The organism is Alicyclobacillus fodiniaquatilis (assembly GCF_042678105.1).
Classification (GTDB): Bacteria; Bacillota; Bacilli; order Alicyclobacillales; family Alicyclobacillaceae; genus Alicyclobacillus; species Alicyclobacillus fodiniaquatilis.
On sequence record NZ_JBHUCX010000043.1, the window covers coordinates 19,320 to 39,968 of the forward strand.

Here is a 20,649-nt window from a genome sequence, read left to right on the forward strand (position 1 = left end):
GTGTAACAAGAAGAACACTGCATCTAAAACAGGTCTTTGTGACCGGTGCAGAAAATTTAGCAAGAATGTCGGTAAGGAACTTAAAAATTTAAGAGCCAAAGCCTAAAAAGTATACTCACCGCCATTCACCCTCTGTGGGATAACCCTGCGACTTGAGGGCACCTCATATACATCTTGAATATGATTTATGATTTCAGCAGTATTTAAAGCCATGCTAATGATTGTCTCTGCAAGATGAGTCTTTTTTAGTCCACACGCTATCGCCAATCTTTCAAGTTTGTAATGATCGCACTCTCTCAACGGTGGATTGACCCTGATTTTTTTATCGCTGCGTACTTTGCGTGTCCGTTCCGTACTCACTTTACCCAACCTCCCAAAGATTTTACTCATTTACAGATTTACGTTGAATAGGGGACAAGTATGCCTATAAACCTAGAAAATGTCCCTCAAATCTGCTAACTGGCTTTTCAATCTCTGATAGTGTGAGGATAACCCACAAACATCGGAGGAATTCCAATGTCAAATGTACCGCGTCTTACGAAATGCCCATTGTGTCAGGCAGAAGGGACCACCGAGGATTCCTTATCCGAGCTTCAAGTCACTGCTCTCAACGTCCAGGTCAATAATGAAGGTATGGTCGTGATTATTTGTAAGGGATGTGAACAGTCATTCGTGCGCCGGCCGTTGAAAGTTTCATGGGCGCCGAAGTTGAGGGGTGTTCAATAAAGGTGGGACAACTCTTCATGGGATATTCGATGAACGAGGTAGCCAAGAAATTCTACGATCACAGAGTTTATAGCTAGTCTAAGGAATAGATAATGGCATGGAGTACAATAGCATATCTTTTGTTTTATCCTGTGCAGTCTGTGTAAAAAAAGGGGACTTACGCGAACCGTGGAATTGACGGTAAACGTACAAGTCCCTTTCAAATCACTTCACATCAAGGCTATTTTGTAAAGGTCGTTTTGTTTGAACATGATGGGAGCATCTGAAGTTCCGCCTATCTTGGTATAACCGTTTTCTCAAACGACTGTTAATAACGTTTCAAGTACAAGTCATTAAAGTCATTGCCACAGACCATAACAAGGATCACATTAGCTTTCTCAATGGACAACCACTTGTTAATCACACCAATCGTACATTCCTCGTAACCCATTCCACGAAATTCATCATTCATCGCGGGCTCAGAAATGTACCCAATGACACCGTTTGAAGCATTACCGTAAAAGAAGAACTCCTGATGTGATGCTAATTCAGGGATATTTCTGGCTAATTTCAGTAACCAAACTTTGTAATTGGTCAATTTCTGATCTGCTTTTAGTTTGAAAACTTTGCATCATTTTCAATAAAGAGGAGAGATTATTTTGGGCATAAGCTGCTTCTTGGAGTAATTGTGCATCATTCATACCCTGTGTATTAATGGGGATCTCACATTTAAGTAATGCAACTTGTACAGGTGTAAAATTAACTCCGGTAGCTGCTTGTAATCCAATAAGAATACCGATTGAACGCTCAATTGATAAATCCATCAAAGAACCGTTTTTCACTAATTCTGTGATATTAGCGCTATTCAACTTTGTTGATTGACTTTTCGCATTTCCCACATTATTCAAGAGTCTTGAATAGCCGGTCTGAATATCTGCATAATGCTGGTTTTGTTTGCGATCGATAAATTGAATTATGTTTACAACTAGCGATATAACACATATTGAAGTTATTACAAAAGAGAATTTACGCATTGGACCCTCCTGTTTGAAGGATTCTACTTGTTATAAACATATTGCATTTAGGGGAATAAAAATACAAGACGCCCGTCGTGAAGAACAACAAGGCGTCTTATATTGAATGTAGTATAGTCGTTTAGCTGACAATATCAACAGGGAAGTTTGTCGTGTTGTAAAGCCAGAAATAGTCTGTATTATCGCCATAGGACTGATTTTCAATACTGATACATTGCTCTGACTTTTCTTCTTGAGTCCCAAGTGTAGCATTTTCACCAGCATAGAGATTCACAGATGCAATAATTCCGTTTGCCTTACTGTCTGAGGAATAAATGTTATCCTGGGCAAAGTCATTATTAGGATAGAATTGATCGATCCACCAATTAGTACCATTCGCTGTGTAGGTATTTTTTGTAGTGTTGCTTGTGTAAGACAACCCAACACCGGCATATGAAAGACTGAAAGTATAGGAAGAAGTACTGCTATGTGGTGGGTTCGGGTACACTTCAGTTTCATAAACTTGGTTGTTCGGATCATACGTATTACCAAACCATTGTCCTTCGACTACATAGTAGTAATCGTAGTAAGATCCGGATGTATAGTTATCATACGTGCTGTCATCCAACCAATCGCGGAATGTATACAATTGACTTGAGTTTCGCGCTAGTGTTTTGGGCCCAATTACTTCTTGGAATGTTCCTCCAGAACCAGTGCTGTATTGCGCGTCAACATTTGGATTACTTGTTGATGACATTGGTTGAACACTTGATTGCAAACTTACTTGACTTTTGAACTGCTTGTATTTTTGTTGTCCGGTTGAAAACGACGCTCCAGTTGTCGACTCCACAAATACTGTTTGATTGAATTCAGCAGACATGTACTTTTGGTCACTTGTGATGTTAAAAAGGAGAGTCGTTTGTTGCCCGTTGACAGAGATATCGGTATTTCCTTGATAGGTTCCATTAGAGTCTGCAGTAGCTGTTCCTGAGAATGAATATTGTCCACCTGAGTAACTCAAGGTACCGCTAACGTCGATTTCTCCGGATGATGTTCCAGGAGTGATCGTAAGACTAGCTGTACTATTTGAGATAAAGTTGTATTGTCCATCATGTACATAACCACTCATTTGTATTGCATTAGATTTTTGGGCACTTGCTAGAACAGTGTTGTGCACTGGCATAGGTTTGACATTAGTTTGTGCCATAGCAACAGGAGTGAATAATGCTAATGTTGCCAATAAGGATAACGATCCAGCAATTTTTCTCATATAACAACCTCCCATAAACTCCATATCTTCAAGAAACAAATGATGTCGTTGCACTTACACCTGTTCCGAAGTTAGTAACATCCACCCCGGGTCCGATAGTGTCATTTGGATTACATACTCCGATAGTTGTTATAGCTAATACTGCTACTATTGAAAAAAGTAGTGGAAGTTTACGCATATCATTCCTCCTCTTAGGAATAGGATATACCTCGACAATAATTAACTGTGGGAAAATCATTCACATTGTGAATGAGAAAAAAAGAAGGAAAACTATATGTCCGCGTCAATACAACGTTTATTGAACTAGATTCACTTGTTTCAGACGTTTTAAGTCGATGACTTTCTTGAGTTGCAATTTAAAATCTGGAGAAATATTTGGGTCAACTAGTTGAATAGTTTCCTCAAACTTGGCACCAAATAAAGCTTTGATGGATAAGATACAATCCATTGCAGCCTGTTGTTGATTCATTTTGAGATATGAGTACGTCTTCCAAGCAAAGAGTCGACCCGCAGTGTTTTGATCCTCACTTAAGAAGTGAATTCCTCTGTCGCTCCAATCGAGTGATAATTCATAATTGTGTTGATAAAAATTTAAGCGCGCAAACTCTTCACAAATCTTTGATAAGCCTATGGAGTCATTCTGAGTTTCGCAGAAGGTATAACACTCAACCAACATTGATTGGGCTTCTTGAATATGAAACTCATCCAATAGAAGGACAGCAGTGTTTACTCTGGCATTGTTGAATCGAACCATGTCGTTATTTTTATGGAATAATTCCGCTGCTTTTTTTGTGTGAAACATCGCTTCTGATAAATGCCCTAAATTTCTTGATGAAATACCCAAACCCTGGTAAGAACGGCCGAGATTTGTATCTTGGGATTGTGCTTGATTAATAGCTTCTGTAAAAGCTAAATGTGCTTCTCCAAAGTTTTTTAACTCCAATAATGCACTACCCAGATTAACCAAGGTACGAAATCTTATTGCCTGGGGAGGAAACATACCAATTAGACGTCGGTATTCAGAGACTGCTTGTTGATACATACCGTAACGAAAGTATGTATTCCCAACGCACAACATAACCTGCCAATATTCGTCGGAGAACATATCTTGTGATGCACCTAAATTGACAGTCTCAAACAATGCTTGTTGAAAGTCTGAGGTAGGATGGTTTGACGCTTTGTACCAAACAAGAATGACTTCACACATTTTCTCCAGTGAATTTAGTTTTCGAGATACTTTCCAAGCATCTTTAGTGATCTCTTCGTCATGTGTTGTACGAGCCATATTAAGAAGCAGATCACAACTTTGTGACAAACCTAAGTAGTTATATTCGTCGGGCATTATGGCGTTAACAGGAACACTTAATCTTTCCGCAAGCAGTTTTATAGTGGTTAGAGGGGGGGTTATCTTGCCGTTCTCGATTTGGCTTAAATAAGATCGGTCAAAGAACCCATTTACAAGTTGTTCTTGTGTAAGGTGTTTTGATAATCTTAGTTGCTTAATCCTACGACCAAGTTCCATGTTGATCGCTCCCTGCCCCATGTTATATATAGTGTTCTTTTCAGACTTACCTATATTTTACCATGAATAAATACTACTAAAAGAGTTTTGGATACCATGATCCAGAACACGTTCACTTGATGATAAATGTATTTCCTATTGATATTGAAGAAATGATTGGAAACGTGTCCGCGCAATGTCCGACTCAATGCATCTATTCGTGAGAAACTGGAATAGAGCGTCATGAAAAGGCGGGGATTTAATGCCTAGTTTGGCAGACTTAAATGAACAGCAGAGAAAAGCAGCATTACATATTCAGGGCCCTTGTGTTGTAGTTGCCGGAGCCGGTAGTGGAAAAACTGCAATGCTAGTTACACGTGTTCAACACTTACTTAGATTGCAAATACCACCAAACCAAATTCTATGCTGCACATTTACTAAAGACGCGGCCAAGGAAATGCAAAGTCGAATTAAGGCTGATTCCGGTGACAAAGCTAAAGGAGTTAAGATTTGCACCATCCATTCGCTGGCATACCAGTTGATCATGCCACGTCTCGGTAAGGATTGGAAAATTCAAACGAGCACATCTTGGATTATAGAATTGATTTTGAGCGGACCCAGTGATAGCAATCCTTACGGGGTAAAGAGCAGTCTGTCTGCGAAAGACGCAGATCAAGCAATAAGCAAGGCAAAAAATTCGTTGAAAACTCCATTCGACTTGGATGACATGATGGTAGCTGACATTTACGAGGCTTATGAGAAGTTTAAGAAAGATAAGAAAATACTTGATTTCGACGACCTTCTTGTTAAAACAGTCCATGCTCTCAGAATGGACACGCAGTTTAGAGAAAAGTGGCAAAATCAGTGGAAGTTTATTCTAGTGGACGAATTTCAGGATACGAACCTAGTTCAATGGGAGATTTTGTCCCTCCTAGCAAAAGCACACCAAAATTTGTTTGTGGTAGGAGACGACTGGCAGTCACTATATAGTTGGAGAGGAGCTATGCCTTCTCTTATCCTGGATTTTGGTAAATACTATCCGAACGCCAAAACGATTATTCTTGAACGAAATTATCGTTCGCGTGACCCAATTATTCAAGCATCCAATCTCATCATTAGCATGAACGAAGGTCAGTTCAAGAAACAGGTAGTGGCAAATCGTCCTGGTGGAGATCCCATCAAGATTATAGGTGTGGAAGACGAAGTGGACCAAGCAAAACGTGTAGCTGACATTATTGAAGCAATGCGGCTTGCAGATCCAGATCTCGAATGGAAGAGTTTTGCTATTCTATATCGTACTCACGAACAATCCCGTTCCTTTGAGGAAATTTTCACCGAACGGGACTTACCATACGTCATGGCAGGAGAGTCGCACTTCTACGAAATGCCCAAGATAAAAACAATCCTAACTTACATGCGTATTGTTAATTCGCTATCGAAAGACGAGGCACCTGAAGTTCAGTGGGTTACAGACATCATCAATCGGCCCAAGCGAAATATCAAACCTGACGATATTAACAGAGTATTGGTCGAGGGGTTAAGTGTACTTACTCAATACCCCGTGTACGATCCAATTTTGGACACTTTGGACAAATTAATGGACTGCGAACAACCTGCGGAACTCATCGTTCGACTGGATGAAATACATCCAGAATTAATGAAACGTGAACCGGGTGACATGTGGTACAGTTCGTTTTTACGAGCAGCTTCCAAACATGACAACATCGAGTCGTTTTTATCTTTCTGCGATTACGTCATAGAAAAATCGAAGGAACCAAAAGATGATGCGATTGTAATGAAGACTGTCCACGGTTCTAAAGGTGAGCAATATCCAGTTGTCTTTTTAGTGGATATGGTCGAAGGTGTAATGCCTTATCAGAAATCAGTTGATGAAGGCAACATCGAGGAGGAAACCAGAATCGCGTATGTGGCAGCAACAAGAGCACAGGATCGCTTGTACTTTATTGTTCCTAAAATGATGGGCGATAAAGTGTGTATTCCTTCCAGATACGTAACGAGACTTTTAGAAGAAAGGAAGAAAAAGTAGATATGTCTAAGTCGGCGAGAATCCTTGAATCTTTACAAGCAAAAATAATTGAAGAGGTACAAGAACGTATCGAAAAGCGAAAGTGGAATGAAGCTATTGAACAACAATACTCAACCACCGTAGATTTCCTCTATCGTAGGTTCCAACGACTTCTGCAACCGGTCATGGTGAAACTCGAAGGGTTTGATGAAAAGGATGTTGTATTAGAGGTCTTTAACGTCAAGCAAGAGGGAACTCAACTCGAAATTACACTGATGGGCAATGAGATGGTTGTCCATCCTGCAGGTCATGAACAAAACAAAGAGGAACCATGGACATTGTACGTTAACTCAAACAACAAAACGATTGAAAGACTGTTTATCGCGAGGGATGAGGAAGGTTTCTACTGGCAAATCCTTCGGGGGAATTATGCCGAACGGGTTCTTGATGAACACATTTGGGAACTAATTGAGAAAGGGTTAATGGAGGCGAATTAATAAATGGGGGCAGTAGATTCCCACGCTTTTGCAAACTTGTTTAAGGCCATGAGCAATCCTATATTCATCGGTATTGCTGCCACTTTCCTGTTTCTACTGCTCTCAACAATGTGGCGTGTAGCCAAGGTATTATGGATAGCTTCGGCAATAGGCGTTGTGTCGTATGCAATCGCTAGAATCTACAAGGCATTGCAACCGAAGTTTGGTGGTAAGAAAGATACTATCACAATGCCTTCGATAGATAAGAATGGTCACCAAGTCGCAGTTCCTGTATTTCACGCAACGGGAATCAACGGTGGTGCGATGGTCATTGGCATAGTCATAGCTCTAATCGCAGTAATTTTACACTTCGGTATTAAGCAGGCAGGATATTCCTGGGGCTATGTACTTCGTCGGGTTTTGGACTATGTCATCAGTCCGGTCAGTGGAAGAGCGAAAGATAAACAATATACCCATCCACCCGTTGTGATTGGAACGGGAATTGGTGAAGCTGAACCGGGTCTTCCTGGAGCCAATGCAAAAGCAGGAAAGAAAATCCACATTCAATCTGCAGATCGTTTTCTAAACATGGGTATTATTGGTCCAATTGGGTCTGGTAAAACTTTCATGACGATGAAACCTCAAATCTATCAAGATATTGAGGGAATCTCGCAAGGAGTCATGGGAAACATAGTTTGGATTTCTCCCCAACCTGAACCGTCCGTAGAAAGCTATGCAGAGAAACTTGGCCTGACAGTACGGAGAATTCACATCATCGACGGACAGATGAACGGAAAAGGGACGAACATTCGGTTTAATCCTCTATCCGGCTCGAACATTGACGATATCGTCAACAACGTCAACGTCGTTCTAAATGAGCAATCTGGGACAGGGAGTAAGGGAGACCCGTTTTTCGAAACAATGGCGGCACAAGCAACTACGGACAGTCTCCAACTGTACAAATACCTACACGGAATAGATGCTACAACAGGTGAAAGGCAAGAAATAGATTTTATCGGTTGGTATGACGATTATCTTGTTAAGATGGATGAACTATTTTATGAGTCGCAGAGGGTTATTGCTGTTTCAAGAGGACTTCAATCGCCGGATCCAAGAGTAAAAGAAATAGCTGCGAATATTTGGCCGCAAATCACCGAGCATGAAAAGGTAATGTTAATCCGTGCTGCAAATAGTATTATCAACGAGTTTGGAGGTAATGTAGAAGGTAAAAGTGCCGAAAGCTATAAAAACATTATCCGCGGACTACGTGGTAAAGTTCGTGTCCTTATCAGTTCCCAGTTCGTACAAGAACTTCTTGGTAAGCAAATGGATAAAACAGCGGATAGACCTAACTTCGACTTCGAATCGTGGATTGATCCGGTTGAGTGGATGAAACAACCTGATGAGACAATGGAGGGGTTTAAAAAGAACGCACCAGCTCGTAAGAAGGGTGAACTTTTGTCTGTAATCACTGGTCAAACAGAGACGGGTAAATTGGTCGGTAGAATGGTATTGGTATTTTTACAGCAAGGCGTACTCAACCGCCCTGGAAAGGATAACGATAAACCAGGGGTGTACACCTACGTAGACGAGTATCCGTCATATGCTACGAAATCCATCAACGAAATTCGTACACAGGGGAGAAAACACTGTCACAGTATGGTGGCTGCTATGCAATCCCGTGCGCAGCTAGAAGCGGTTGCACAAGGTTACTTAGAAACATTCGAAGGTTCTTGTCGTCATTGGGTTTACTTATCTAACCTTGGTGCAGATGACGCTAAGAGCGTTGCGGAGCTGGCCGGCGAAGTGAAACGTGAGAAAATCACTCGGCAGGACAAGCAAATTCGATTTGGAGGACTCGGCAAGGATGACGGTCGGCCAATATCTTCAAAAACTCGTCAGGAAGAATTGGTCCCTAGATTCTCACAAAACTTCATTCGTTATGATTTAAAAGAAGATGAAGTGATTTATGTCGGTGTAGAGAATAGAAAAGGGCAAAACCCACTTCGGATGCGCATTGTTCAACCGAAGGAGAACCAAAAGCTAATCAAGCTAGTTAACTCTCCTCAACAGCCGACGAAGGTTAAGCCTACAAAACCAAAGAAAACTCGTAAAACTGAGGTTTATCCGAGTAGGGAACAATTGGCGAGAGCTATGAAACCCATCCTTACGTTCCGGGGAAACACCCTGTATTGGTACCACTGGGGTGTTTCAGTAAAAAGGGATGGTGATCCTAGACCCATCGATGACTTCATGGAAAAAGAAGCTATAGTCGTTGAGCCCCTCCGCTTACTAGAACCGTCATGGGACGACATTATGCCAAAGAGCGCAAAAATCAGGGAGACAATGAACAAAGCACCGAAACCAAACAAAACTTCTGACGAATCTGGTGATGCTGAGACAAAACAGAACGAACCGGAAGAGGTAATTGTTTCAGAAACATCTTCAAATGATACCGAGTTCTCGAACAAACAGGTCAAGGCAAAAACGACTGAAAGTAATGCAAAACCTGATTCAATTTCTCGAAAGAAAATCAACTTGCTCAGCAAGAATCAACCGCAACCGCAACCGAAAGAGCAAGCATCCCCCCAGTGTCCTTCCTGCCGTGGAAAAATGGCAAGACGTCGAAATGGTAAGGGTGAGTATTGGGGATGTGTATCTGACCAGTGTAGAGGTCGAAGAGACATTGAACAGGACCCTGCATGATATGCAAACAAGGCTCGGCATTTTACGCCGAGTCTTTTTCATATTTAAATTTGCTCTGATTCTGCCTCATTCAACATTAAAAATACATCTACACTGAATAACAAATGAAAATTTACAAGGGGGGATTCTAGCAACGATAGGATGTCCGATATATGTCCGTTGTTACCAAGCTGTGTCATCCATAATTGATATAGAGACGTAGAAAGGAATGATATCGGCTTGGTCATCCACATGCAACCGGAACCTGATTTGTACTACAGACACGCAAAACAAGAAAATCTCATTCTGGTGGGTCCCGAACAGAATACCTATAAGAATTCCTGGTTACGACAACAAATCAGTATCTTTCAAATGCTTAAATGGAGATTTTTAATCTTAGACCTTTCCGCAGAGATGGGTCAACCACACTTGCTAGGTGAGGAATGGACAAGCATCGAGCGTCGGGCTATCGAGAATATCAGAAACCCAATTGTTCGTATCGTATCTGTTTCTCGCTTAATCGATACCCTTGACGAAATCAGCATGGTAATGGAGATGTCCAAAACACCTTTCGTCGTACTGATTCACATGGGTAATCATGTGTTGAATAAAGACAACGCGAAATGTATCGAGGAAAAAATACGAAGGCTACTCTCTTATAAGACTGGAGTGTGGCTAGTGGCTCCATCACTAGAGACATTCTCTTTATCACTTACTGCTAGGTTTTTTCAAACACACGTCGTTCTCAACCAATTCGATGTGGATGATGACTTGTTTAAGAGTTGGAACAAGGCAGTTAAATTAGACCCCATCGAAAATGACCTCGATGAAACAGAAGCCATATTTGTATTCAACGGTCGAAGTGAAGGGGCCAAAGGGCAAGTTTTCGTGAGTAGTATTGATGAATAGGAGTGTAAAAATGAACAACCTTTATGACTTAACGGGTATCGACGAGTTCACCTCAATATTCGCCCAGAGTTACGAGGAACGAAAAGGGAAGTCAATTAGCTTACTTGAAGGACCGTTGTTATTCAATAAACAACCTTCAGAGATGTTTGGAGAGTGGATTATTACAAGCGACGAACAGTTTCCAACTGAAGACGACGCGGAAATCATCCAATTTTTGATGAACATCACCAAACAGGGTGTACGAGTAATTTATTTCGCGTCCCCGAGAGGAACAAACGAATTTGAACAACAAGCCAAAGGGTTAGGAATTAAGATTCTCCTTTTCGGAGAAGAAGGTGCAGCTGTCGAAGATATGGTCGACTTCGTTCATGAAGTTCTGGAGGTCGAGTTTCAAGAAGTTGGACAGAGCAAAGTCGAAGTTGAGACTGTGACCCAAGTAGATAAAGAGGCAGTAATAGTCTCGTCACCTGTTTTTGAATCAGCAGTTAGCGAGCAACAAGCAGTTACGAGTAAGCCGACTATTCGTGTACGAGTAGTGGAGCCACAACAAATGCAAAACGCGGATTCGAAACTACCAAGGGCAATTATTATATCGGGTGCACCTGGAGTAGGAACTACTTTTATTGGGATTCAACTGGCAACTTATTTGTCGCAATCAAATCACGTTAATTACATCGAAGCAGGTGTTCGCCCTGTACTTCCCACGTGGTTTAACAAAGATGGTGAGTGCGGAGCTGCGCTTTTATCTGAGCAACCGTCTTACAAGAGTAACTTCCGAGTAGGTAATAACGTGTCTGTCTACTCCATTGACACATTCTCTGATTCGGGAGAAGTGATTCTTCCCAACATCGCAAGAAACATTCAAGGTTGGTCTGACACCTCATTAATCGACATGGGGTTACAGGATTACGATGAGTCGTCCGGTTACAAATGGAGTTTGAATGACTTGAGAATTCTTGTCACAAATGCTGATTACCACCGTTGCCGGTGGCTCGAAGGTGTTCCTGCAGACGTGGTTGTTATCAACCAAGCACCAAAACGATTGCCTATTGACCCACAAGAATTCCAAGAGTTCTGGCCGGGAGCACAACTGGTATTCGTACCTTTCGTAGACGAGCAATTTGGTTCTATTATCCAAGGAAGTCCTGCATGGCTTCGTCAAGAAAACTTGCGAGAAAGCATCAAACAACTGTCGGAGATTGTTGAACAAGGGGGCGTAAATCTTGATCCTGCTGCTGGATGGAAGTGACAGATTCCCTCGTCGTATGGGGAAACTTAGTCGTTGGGAAGTGCGAGGAGCTTTTTCTCCGCATGAAGTGATTGGATTACATCCGGATCTTTTACTGGTTGACGATGCGATGGGAGTTGCAGCAATTAACGAACTTGCACCTTTGATGAACACCGTCGTGCTAACGGATAAAGTAACGATTGCTCTACGGCGTAGCTGTCCAGACGTAATTGACATCATCACAGATGACCAACTAGGTGATTTCGTAGAGGAACGAATTCCTCCTTCAAGATGGCTAGAATCAACGGATGTTATTGCTGACGAAGTATCTGCTACTTCTGTTCTGCCACTGCCTACACAATCAGGAACATCGGTGCCGCCTACATCACCGAATGTCGTGATTCCTGAAATAGGTAGACCACAGCTATTTACTGGCAGCTCTACTCAGAGAGCAAAAATCATCGGATACGCACCTTTGCGAACTACTTCCGGTGGAGTCGGTAAAACGACGATTGCGTTTAACACGGCGGCTTACTATGCAAGCATGGGTAGAAAGGCCCTTGTTGTAGACCTCGACCCAACTGGTGTTATGGGTGATTTAGCAGGAGCAGAAGGTAACATGAATACTTTGCACTGGGAAAACTTGATGCAACAAAAAGTAGGTGCGATGACAGATAAGGAAATTTATGAGGCGACAGAAAAAGTGCGGAAGTACAATTTTCAACTGATTGCTTCACCAAATGAGGAAAAACAGGACACACTCGACCCCGAAGTTTTGAGTTTCATATTTGAACGAGTTTCACATGCTTTTGACGTCATCATTTTGGACATCCCTGCTTTTATGACTCCCGGGGTGGCTGCAGCACTTAGGGCATGTGATCTGGTCAATCTGATTGGTCGACGTGCAAGACCACATTATAGACGTTACAAGCAGGGATTTGACGTTTATAAGAGTCCTTTCGCTCTTGGCTTGAGACAAGAGAACATTCGTTTAATCCTCAATTTCGAACGGAACATGAAGAATGTTGACATTGAACTCGAGGAAGTAGGTAAGCAGCTAAACGCTCAACTGTCTGCAATCCTACCTTTTGATGACAAAGTACTCGAAGCTGAGGACAACGGTGACGCAGTAATTCTGGAAGAACCAAATTCTCCGTTTTCTAGAGGTCTGCGGAATGTGATTGAACCGTTGTCATCAGCAAATCTGCCGGTTGCTGTAGGACCTGCAGGCCCACCGAGAAAAGAAAGCTTCTGGGTACGATTGGGACTTATTAAACCGAAGAAGAAGGTGAGCGGTTAATGAGTAAGAGTAAGGCAAAAATGTACCGAATCGCCGGCATCCTTTCGGCTGTGATTGCCGCGGGCCTCGGTGCCACGTATCTCTATCATGCAGGTAAAACAGAGATGGTTGTTGTAGCAGCGACAACCATCGAACCTAATACTTACGTTACTGCAAGTGATTTCACGACCAAGCCAGTGCATGTTGCTGATGTTCTTCCGGACACTGCACCTGCCAGTGCTGAATCGGTAATGCTCAACCACCGGATCAATGTTGAAGTCTTACCGGGCGAACAAATCGAAAGCAGTATGTTTGGAACAGACACATCACTCCAACAGACCGTAAACGACTCTAATGATCCAAACATTGTGACCTTTTACATGCCTTATAAGGCAGGAACGACCACTCAAACTGTTCAACCAAACACGATCGTAGAAATGATGGCGCCAGGGCCTAACAGTACGCTGATTGACGATCACTATGTAAAAGTTTTGAGCAACTCAGGCTACGTTCCTTATGTTGGCGCAAGTTCGACAAAGGGTACTAGTTCGAGCCCTGTTTTGTGCTTGCAAATGGATCGTACAAAATACCAGGCTATGTACAACTCAATCATAAGTGGTAACGTGCAAATCCTCTTGATTCCACAATCTACAGTGAATGATTCAGTTGATACAAGCGCTAGCGTAGGCTCAAATGCCTCGCAATCCGTAACGAATTCACAGGAAAACAGTAATATGCAAAACAGTAGTTCTGATAACTCAACTACAAATATGGGGCAGAGTGATAACGCACAGGTTCAAACAAACTCAACAACCCCACCAGTTCAGCAAGCGCAAACGTCCCCTTCCCCTAGTAAGCCCCTAAAGGGAGGTACCGGCGGTGGCAAATGATGTAGAAACGGGTCAATCAAATTCGTTTTGGGATCAAATCAACAAAAATAAGGCATCAGAAATTGACACGAAGCTGAAAAATCGCGGTCAGATACGGATGGTTTATAACAGGGACAATCCGAAAGAACAATCCGTAGGTCGTGACGATGAATTTCAGAAACAAAAGGATGCGCTTCGTGAAGCAGTTCATCGGGACATTGACTTCATGTTAAGTTCCCCGACCGAAGATGCGATGAAAGCACGACTCATGAAGTTGGTTCAAGAAGGTGATGTCGAGAGATATAACGTCGATATTAAAGATGCAGTTGAGTCTTTGGTAATCGACCTGTACCACTGGGGTCCCTTGGAGGCGTTGAGAGTAAATCTCGACGTTACCGATATCCAAGTCTACGGTGACTACGGAATTCGATATTTTCAAAGTGGGGAACGCAAATGGTTTACAGACCCGTTTGGTAGAAAAGTACGGTTCCAATCTATCGATGCACTGAATGAATTCGTTGAGAAAAAGTTAGGCGAGAATATGCAGTTCAACTTGGCTGCACCTTCAATAGACGCTATTTTCCCTGATGGTTCCCGTATTAACTATAAGAATGGTCCTGTTGGTGTTTCCCATTGGGATAACGGGGCGTATGAGCTTCATACAATGCCCATTTTGAGTATTCGTATCTTTGGCCGGACATTCTCTTTAGATGACCTCAGAGAGAATGGAATGCTCACTCCGAGAATGCGCGATTATCTGCAGTTCATGATAGAAATCGGTGAAAACTTCATTTTAGGCGGTAACACCGGTACGGGTAAATCAACCGTTCTCGGTGCAATGCTGGCTTACACTCCTCAAGATCATGTAACGGCTATCACCGAAGATACACCTGAACTTCAAGCAAAGGGTTTTTTTGTTCGCTTATATACTCGAGAAGCAAACGGAGAGAATCAAGGTGCGGTATCCATCGAGAAGAACGTAATCGACTCTAAACGAATGTTCTTTGACAGTCTAATCGTTGGTGAATTGCGTGATGGTGACACGGCATTCCAAGGTGCACAAGCAGCAATCATGGGTAGTTTCTTATTTGCAACCACCATTCACGCAGCTGACCCAGAGAGAATGTGGAGGCAATACACTAACATTATGATGTCTGCCTCGACCCGACCTAATCGCTCGTTCTGTATCGACCAGTTCGTTTCTGCCTTCAATCAACTACTTGGAGTCAAACGAGTGAAGGGGAAGCGTTATATGACAGCAATATCTGAAGTAGTCGGTATGGACGATAATGCGGAACGTGTATATCTACGTCCTGTATTCGAGCGAAAATTCGCCGATAAAACGGTAATTTTTCATGGCTTATCAGAACAAATGATTGAGAGGGCATATGAAGTCGGTGTAGAGATTCCGGAGAGTTTGCGTGTAGAACATGGCGTGGAGAATTTCGAGTAGGAGGAGTTCCTTTGGTTCTGATTTTTAGTTCTGCAGGGCTGATTGCATTAGCCATACTACTGTTCTTTTTCTCTCGCGAAGTATCTCAACAGGAACAAATCGGCAATATTCGTCAGTGGTTCGGTAATGTGATACTAGTCCGAAGGCAGGAATCATTTTGGCAGAAGTACATGCGAAATCTTGCGAGGGACGCAGCGCGCGCGAACGTACCATTTAATGTAGAGGTATGGAATAAACGAATACCGATTATTGGTGTTGTGTTATTCGGGGTGTTGATGTTACTAGGAATTCCACCTTGGATTGCGGTGGTGCTCATTGCATTATTGGCATTGTTTCCAAGACAGGTTCTTAAAGAGATTGCCAATCGGCATGTTATCGCGTTCCGTAAAGACTTTCTCAAGGAAGCAATTCAGATCGGAATCCACGCTCTCTCGAAAGCAAGGTTGGAGGATGCATGTCGAGAGATTGAAAAACAAGCCACTTCAAAAGCTATCAAACGCGAATTCCATTTCGTTAATGAAATGGGAAAAGCACCTGGCATGACGGTGGCGCAAGCAATGGTTGACCGAGCAAATGAACTTGGCGTTAGAGAGTATAAGACCTTATCGGCTGCAACGTTTGAAGGGCAGAAACGAAACGCAAATCTTAGAGAAGTATGGAAGGACACAGAACAATCCCTAATGCGCTATGTATCAGCCCAAAATGCAATGGCATCCCAAACAGGTATGTATCGCATGGCAGGTATGTTTCTATTTATCGGAGCTTGGGTAGTAGTGGCGTTCGGTTATCGAGCAATGCATATAAAAGGGATTTTTCAATTAGGTGTAGTTATTACATTGGTATCCTTCTTTTTTGGCGCGTTGCAAGTGTCAAAAAGTGCTGGAGCGGATTAAAAGATGTCCAAGAAACGTCCGACTTAGCATTACTTTCTATCTGATAATGGTATTGACAAGAGAGGAGGTGTGCAAATGCTTTTGCTTGTCGGCTTTGGAGTGTTCGTAGTTTTGTCGGGTGCCCTGTTAGCACAGGCAAAAATAGCGGCAATACAGTCCGTTGTCTCCGACATTAAAACTGCGTTTCAAGGTCGATCAAGAGGAACGTTAAGAACCTCGCTGCTTCACAAGATGTATGGAAAGTATCAGGTCATGATTGACCAAACACAAGTTTCAACGACTCCACAGGCTTTGGAACGAAAACAGTGGATATTCGGTGGTGGAGGAGCTATTGCCGGATACGCATTAGGCCATCATATTATCTTGGCACTGATATTCGGCGGACTTGGATTTGTATATCCAGTACAAGATTTGAAGTCAAAGGCTAAACGGATCCAAAAAGCAATATCAGCAGAAATGAGACCATTTCTCTTGTTCCTTACGATTCAGATAGAAACAGGGGCTGGCAACATCGAGGCTCTAAGGAATGTAAGACGAAGGTTAGAAGGTCCTCTCGGGGATATCATCGACCACGTAATGGCTATGTTACGAACCAAAACGTTCAGTGAAGCCTTACTCTGGGCGGCAGAACGAACAGGCCATGAGGACTTCCGAACAATTGCCATTGTTATCCAACAAGGAAATCGTTATGGAAGCAGTATTCAAGAAAGTTTGCGTTCGGCCATGCGCACATTGGATGACGAAGAAGAGACGAACAAGATGAAGCAAGTTGCTAGCTACAAGTTTGGAATTTACACCAAGTTCATCGGATTCTTCGCCATGCCTTTGTTGCTTGACATTCTTTTATTTGTGTGGCAAATGATCAGCGGTGTTTTTACCCAAATCTAAATTGTCAGGGAGGAAAATAGTAATGTTGCAAAAAGTGAAGCGATTGGTAATTTCGAAGTCTATTTCTGTTTGTGAACGTACTCTACGGGGCGATTTACCAGAAATGACGGGTAAAGCGTGGCTCTTCGTAGCGATTATCGTAGGGGTCGTGTTAATTTTCGGTCCAATGGCATTACACATCGTAACCAACGCTCTGGGTGGATCGACCAACACTATCAACAACAACTTCAATCTAGTTCAATAACTAACTTACAGAAACCCGGGAGGTAAATGTGGTGCCAAACCTTTTTTGGAAGGGACACATTGCGGCACTAACAGGCTTTGGGGTTCTAAAGTACCAATTGCGTAGGTTACAGCGCGGGGATCTACCAGAAATGACGGGAAAGGCGTGGTTCTTCTGCGCTGTAATTGTTGCAGTAGTGATGGTGTTTGGACCACAAGCAGTGGACATCGTAAAAACCGCATTGGCAAATTCTTTAAATACGACGTCTAGTTCGTTCAACTTCAATAACTTTTGATAAGGAGATTCTACTATGTCGGAGGACACCATTGCGAAAATCTATACACTTTTGCCTTGGCTAATCGTGTTGATCGCAATGATAGGCTTAACGGCTCCGATAGCAAATGCGGTTTCCCTTACGAGTACCGCTTCTTATCAAGCATTGCAAGTGGCTAAGACCGGAGGCTCTGAATTGGCTGTCGAACAACAGGCAGCCAACTCATTGGGCGCCGGTCTGCCTTTGCAACTTGATGGAACTACGCTATTTGACCCTACACAAGACGTCACTATCAATACATCAAATCCACCGTATGTATCAGTGACGGTAGTCTATCATTTAGCGTTAATGTGGCCAGTAACACAGTTCATAGGTTGGGCAGGGCCAACAATCAACATCAAACAAACGCATGAGGATGTGGAGTCATCCGAAGACAATCATGGTATTCCCTCACAATGATAGGGGGAGAGGTGTAAGTGGAAGCTCTTTTTACTAGATTTTATTTAATCTTCGCAGGGTTATTTATAATCTTAGGCGGTCTAGCTACAGTGACCTGGTGGACAACTGCGAACTATGTGCAGGAAGCAGCACAAGATGGCGCGCATGTCGGAGCGATTTCAAGCAACACTAGCGCACTCACAAGTGCTGTTCAGAATCAAATTTCTCTACAGTTACCGTCTTCCGGTGGAGGTAACACGTACTTCAATCCTGCGACGGATATCCAAACGAATTCTACTTTCGGCTCGGCACAACAAGAAACCCAAGTCGTTGTCACATATCACATGCCATTGTTAGGGCCTATCGGTAACCTATTAGGAATTAACTGGACAATTCCCATTACCAAAGATGCTATACAGGTGAACGATTACCAGAATAACGGCTTACAAGCGCAGTTATCTCAAGTTCCACCCTCGATGGTTGGTATAAACCAAGTAGTAATGAATGCGGCAGGTAATAACTTAAGCTTACAAATTACTGGTTATGGATTTGCTTCACCACCTAGCGGAGTTCCTGGTACAACTATGGGTACCTTTTTCAGTTTCTCGGATATTACTCAAGGTTGGAACGCAGGCACACCACAATCAGGTTTGAATGTTACGTATGGCACATGGACACCAAGTTCAATTTTAGTCACAGGAATTCAAAACTACGGTAAAGGTACCATCGTGATTAACCCGGGCGATCACTGTTCTGTAACTGTGACTTCTTCATTCGGGACAACCACGTTTTACTTTATTGCGAATCCGGCCGGAACGACAAATTATTCGGCACAAATTAATGCAACACCGCAAAACCCGCAAATTAAACAACAGGTAACTCTAACGGCGAGTTCCTCGGTGAATGGTAACGGAACGAATGGCATTGGGATTTATGATGTGACCACTTCACAGTATTTAGCTTGGTCTGGTTCTGGAGAAACCGTGCAAGCATTAGTGAGTGAAGGTACGCCACAATCTCAGACCTACGAAGCTTACTTTGGCCCACAAAACAACATTAGTGCAGCATTAGCGACGAGTCCAGTTGCTGGTGTTACATGGGGGCAAGTTGAGCCTCAAAACCCAATTACAGCAGTCCTATACCCGTTAGCAACAGGAGCACAATTAGACGTCTTTGGGACAGGTTTAACAGGGGCGTCTGTATCTGGAACAGGTTTATCTTCAAGCACGATATTGAGTGACGATGAATTACAAGCTACGGCTGCTTCAACGAGTGATGTGACAGGGGTGGTGACGTATGCGGACGGGACGCAAGTTTCGTTTACCGCGGTGGTTGAGTAAACGCCACCGTGGTGATCTCGAGGATATTACTATCTTTTATGTGTTTTTTCTCCCACTAAGTCTAGTGTTGCTTATGTTTGGCCAGGAGTTATTGAAAGTCCACAACGCATACAAAATCCTGTATAACGCAGCGGAGGAAGCCTGTGAGAGTGGAGCAACTCAAGCAACATATGTTCCAAACACGGTCCCTACGGGCTCCGGTTTTCAAGCGACAATTACTCAGGATACAGCTCAAGAAGTAACGTTGCAGAATTTCCAAGACTATGTTCAATCTATGGGGCTTGACACTGCACTAAATATAGTAAGCACTAACGTGACTTTTCCCACTTTAAACACAGAAAAATTCCAAGTGAGTGCGACATATGAACCAGACGCACTATTCCAAGCTGTAAACGCAGTCAACTCCATGTTAGGTGGAAGTGATTCTACGCCGAGTGGTTCCTATGTGTTTAATGTGGCGCCCACAGAACAATTACAAGGAAGTACGATGGGGGGCAACTGATATGAAATGGTTATCGCTCATAGAGAGTGTGTATAGTCCTTTCGCGCCGTTTACTGCGGCTCTTATTTATATCCTAACACCACAAAGACTGTTATTTATACCATTGCTGATACTTTACGGTTTGCTTGGAATATGGCATCAATGGCTAGGTTCAGCTCTTATTCTAGGGATAATAGCATTTTTGATACCACTTGGCGTTTACCAATTATCCGTCAAGAAGAAATACACTTACAAGGTGTTTGTCATGATTCCGGTGCATCGTTCTCTAAGCAATCGAATCGCTAGAATATCCGGAGTTGTACCAGAAGGACAGATTTACGAAATGCACTGGAACAAGAGATTTAAAGCTGACAGCGTTTCTATGAGAGAGTTAGTACGGTTAATTAGGGAGGATTGTAAAAATATCTCTCAAGACTTTTCTAAGCGCCATCAATTAGCCACAGTAGTTTCATCCCTATGTACGACAAGTATTGCTGATGTAGGTTTACGCCCAGTGACAAATTACTTTGAATTAATCAATAAAGTAGAGAACATTGCCCCAATCGGTTCAAAGATATTACGACCAAACGCTAAGTGGGAAACAAGAGTCTGGCGATTCAAAACCCCAATTTGACCAAACACAAAAAATTGAATGCAAATTGTAGTTACTGAACGACCATTTACCATGTGTAAAGGGT

At 42.7% G+C, this 20,649-nt stretch carries 21 protein-coding genes; 16 read left to right on the top strand and 5 right to left on the bottom strand.

Annotation, left to right across the window (positions count from 1 at the left end; genetic code table 11):
• Positions 1–102: 102 nt before the first annotated feature.
• The 5 genes from ACFSB2_RS15205 to ACFSB2_RS15225 form a co-directional block, all read right to left on the bottom strand.
• Positions 103–360 carry a hypothetical protein gene (locus ACFSB2_RS15205; RefSeq protein ID WP_377943941.1) on the bottom strand — a complete coding sequence of 86 codons (258 nt, stop codon included), beginning with the start codon at positions 358–360 and terminating at the stop codon, positions 103–105.
• Positions 361–1,253: 893 nt separating this feature from the next.
• On the bottom strand, positions 1,254–1,739 hold the full coding sequence (locus tag ACFSB2_RS15210; protein WP_377943942.1) for a hypothetical protein: 486 nt from the start codon (positions 1,737–1,739) through the stop codon (positions 1,254–1,256).
• Between the two features lie 121 nt (positions 1,740–1,860).
• Positions 1,861–2,988: a hypothetical protein gene (locus ACFSB2_RS15215; protein WP_377943943.1), complete on the bottom strand. Its 1,128-nt coding sequence runs from the start codon at positions 2,986–2,988 to the stop codon at positions 1,861–1,863.
• A gap of 28 nt (positions 2,989–3,016) precedes the next feature.
• Positions 3,017–3,166, bottom strand: a complete 150-nt coding sequence (locus ACFSB2_RS15220; protein ID WP_377943944.1) for a hypothetical protein — start codon at positions 3,164–3,166, stop codon at positions 3,017–3,019.
• 117 nt (positions 3,167–3,283) lie between these two features.
• Positions 3,284–4,510 (bottom strand): helix-turn-helix domain-containing protein, encoded by a 1,227-nt coding sequence (locus ACFSB2_RS15225; RefSeq protein WP_377943945.1) that lies wholly within the window; start codon positions 4,508–4,510, stop codon positions 3,284–3,286.
• A 241-nt stretch (positions 4,511–4,751) separates the two neighbouring features.
• On the opposite strand from ACFSB2_RS15225, the gene ACFSB2_RS15230 reads away from it, so the two are divergent.
• The 16 genes from ACFSB2_RS15230 to ACFSB2_RS15305 all read left to right on the top strand — a co-directional run bounded on the left by ACFSB2_RS15230 (position 4,752) and on the right by ACFSB2_RS15305 (position 20,585).
• Positions 4,752–6,536, top strand: a complete 1,785-nt coding sequence (locus ACFSB2_RS15230) for an ATP-dependent helicase (protein WP_377943946.1) — start codon at positions 4,752–4,754, stop codon at positions 6,534–6,536.
• 2 nt (positions 6,537–6,538) lie between these two features.
• Positions 6,539–7,012, top strand: coding sequence for a hypothetical protein (locus ACFSB2_RS15235; RefSeq protein WP_377943947.1), 474 nt, complete (start codon positions 6,539–6,541; stop codon positions 7,010–7,012).
• Between the two features lie 3 nt (positions 7,013–7,015).
• Positions 7,016–9,697, top strand: coding sequence for a type IV secretion system DNA-binding domain-containing protein (locus ACFSB2_RS15240; protein WP_377943948.1), 2,682 nt, complete (start codon positions 7,016–7,018; stop codon positions 9,695–9,697).
• Between the two features lie 219 nt (positions 9,698–9,916).
• Complete coding sequence (locus ACFSB2_RS15245) at positions 9,917–10,585, top strand: hypothetical protein (protein ID WP_377943949.1); 669 nt, start codon at positions 9,917–9,919, stop codon at positions 10,583–10,585.
• Positions 10,586–10,595: 10 nt separating this feature from the next.
• Positions 10,596–11,834: a hypothetical protein gene (locus ACFSB2_RS15250; RefSeq protein WP_377943950.1), complete on the top strand. Its 1,239-nt coding sequence runs from the start codon at positions 10,596–10,598 to the stop codon at positions 11,832–11,834.
• A complete protein-coding gene (locus ACFSB2_RS15255) occupies positions 11,809–13,113 on the top strand; it encodes an AAA family ATPase (protein ID WP_377943951.1) in 1,305 nt (434 codons plus the stop codon). Before ACFSB2_RS15250 ends, ACFSB2_RS15255 begins: the two co-directional genes overlap by 26 nt.
• The gene (locus tag ACFSB2_RS15260; RefSeq protein WP_377943952.1) at positions 13,113–13,982 is read left to right on the top strand and encodes an SAF domain-containing protein; all 870 of its coding nucleotides are present in this window, start codon (positions 13,113–13,115) and stop codon (positions 13,980–13,982) included. Before ACFSB2_RS15255 ends, ACFSB2_RS15260 begins: the two co-directional genes overlap by 1 nt.
• The gene (locus tag ACFSB2_RS15265; RefSeq protein ID WP_377943953.1) at positions 13,972–15,414 is read left to right on the top strand and encodes an ATPase, T2SS/T4P/T4SS family; all 1,443 of its coding nucleotides are present in this window, start codon (positions 13,972–13,974) and stop codon (positions 15,412–15,414) included. Before ACFSB2_RS15260 ends, ACFSB2_RS15265 begins: the two co-directional genes overlap by 11 nt.
• A gap of 11 nt (positions 15,415–15,425) precedes the next feature.
• The gene (locus ACFSB2_RS15270; protein WP_377943954.1) at positions 15,426–16,307 is read left to right on the top strand and encodes a hypothetical protein; all 882 of its coding nucleotides are present in this window, start codon (positions 15,426–15,428) and stop codon (positions 16,305–16,307) included.
• Between the two features lie 75 nt (positions 16,308–16,382).
• Positions 16,383–17,195, top strand: coding sequence for a type II secretion system F family protein (locus ACFSB2_RS15275; protein ID WP_377943955.1), 813 nt, complete (start codon positions 16,383–16,385; stop codon positions 17,193–17,195).
• Positions 17,196–17,217: 22 nt separating this feature from the next.
• On the top strand, positions 17,218–17,439 hold the full coding sequence (locus ACFSB2_RS15280) for a hypothetical protein (RefSeq protein WP_377943956.1): 222 nt from the start codon (positions 17,218–17,220) through the stop codon (positions 17,437–17,439).
• Positions 17,440–17,470: 31 nt separating this feature from the next.
• Entirely contained in the window at positions 17,471–17,713 is a 243-nt protein-coding gene (locus tag ACFSB2_RS15285) for a hypothetical protein (RefSeq protein WP_377943957.1), read from the top strand.
• A 15-nt stretch (positions 17,714–17,728) separates the two neighbouring features.
• The gene (locus ACFSB2_RS15290; RefSeq protein WP_377943958.1) at positions 17,729–18,151 is read left to right on the top strand and encodes a hypothetical protein; all 423 of its coding nucleotides are present in this window, start codon (positions 17,729–17,731) and stop codon (positions 18,149–18,151) included.
• A 17-nt stretch (positions 18,152–18,168) separates the two neighbouring features.
• Positions 18,169–19,470 (top strand): hypothetical protein, encoded by a 1,302-nt coding sequence (locus ACFSB2_RS15295; RefSeq protein WP_377943959.1) that lies wholly within the window; start codon positions 18,169–18,171, stop codon positions 19,468–19,470.
• Positions 19,427–19,972: a hypothetical protein gene (locus tag ACFSB2_RS15300; RefSeq protein WP_377943960.1), complete on the top strand. Its 546-nt coding sequence runs from the start codon at positions 19,427–19,429 to the stop codon at positions 19,970–19,972. Before ACFSB2_RS15295 ends, ACFSB2_RS15300 begins: the two co-directional genes overlap by 44 nt.
• Before the next feature lies 1 nt (position 19,973).
• The gene (locus ACFSB2_RS15305) at positions 19,974–20,585 is read left to right on the top strand and encodes a hypothetical protein (protein ID WP_377943961.1); all 612 of its coding nucleotides are present in this window, start codon (positions 19,974–19,976) and stop codon (positions 20,583–20,585) included.
• Positions 20,586–20,649: the final 64 nt, after the last annotated feature.

Bases quoted from the DNA above. Each gene is read 5' to 3' on its own strand.
- ACFSB2_RS15220 (WP_377943944.1), bottom strand. From the start codon at position 3,166: ATGCGTAAACTTCCACTACTTTTTTCAATAGTAGCAGTATTAGCTATA.
- ACFSB2_RS15260 (WP_377943952.1), top strand. From the start codon at position 13,113: ATGAGTAAGAGTAAGGCAAAAATGTACCGAATCGCCGGCATCCTTTCG.
- ACFSB2_RS15210 (WP_377943942.1), bottom strand. From the start codon at position 1,739: ATGCGTAAATTCTCTTTTGTAATAACTTCAATATGTGTTATATCGCTA.
- ACFSB2_RS15230 (WP_377943946.1), top strand. From the start codon at position 4,752: ATGCCTAGTTTGGCAGACTTAAATGAACAGCAGAGAAAAGCAGCATTA.
- ACFSB2_RS15240 (WP_377943948.1), top strand. From the start codon at position 7,016: ATGGGGGCAGTAGATTCCCACGCTTTTGCAAACTTGTTTAAGGCCATG.
- ACFSB2_RS15275 (WP_377943955.1), top strand. From the start codon at position 16,383: ATGCTTTTGCTTGTCGGCTTTGGAGTGTTCGTAGTTTTGTCGGGTGCC.
- ACFSB2_RS15280 (WP_377943956.1), top strand. From the start codon at position 17,218: ATGTTGCAAAAAGTGAAGCGATTGGTAATTTCGAAGTCTATTTCTGTT.
- ACFSB2_RS15225 (WP_377943945.1), bottom strand. From the start codon at position 4,510: ATGGAACTTGGTCGTAGGATTAAGCAACTAAGATTATCAAAACACCTT.
- ACFSB2_RS15305 (WP_377943961.1), top strand. From the start codon at position 19,974: ATGAAATGGTTATCGCTCATAGAGAGTGTGTATAGTCCTTTCGCGCCG.
- ACFSB2_RS15250 (WP_377943950.1), top strand. From the start codon at position 10,596: ATGAACAACCTTTATGACTTAACGGGTATCGACGAGTTCACCTCAATA.
- ACFSB2_RS15215 (WP_377943943.1), bottom strand. From the start codon at position 2,988: ATGAGAAAAATTGCTGGATCGTTATCCTTATTGGCAACATTAGCATTA.
- ACFSB2_RS15300 (WP_377943960.1), top strand. From the start codon at position 19,427: ATGCGGACGGGACGCAAGTTTCGTTTACCGCGGTGGTTGAGTAAACGC.
- ACFSB2_RS15235 (WP_377943947.1), top strand. From the start codon at position 6,539: ATGTCTAAGTCGGCGAGAATCCTTGAATCTTTACAAGCAAAAATAATT.
- ACFSB2_RS15290 (WP_377943958.1), top strand. From the start codon at position 17,729: ATGTCGGAGGACACCATTGCGAAAATCTATACACTTTTGCCTTGGCTA.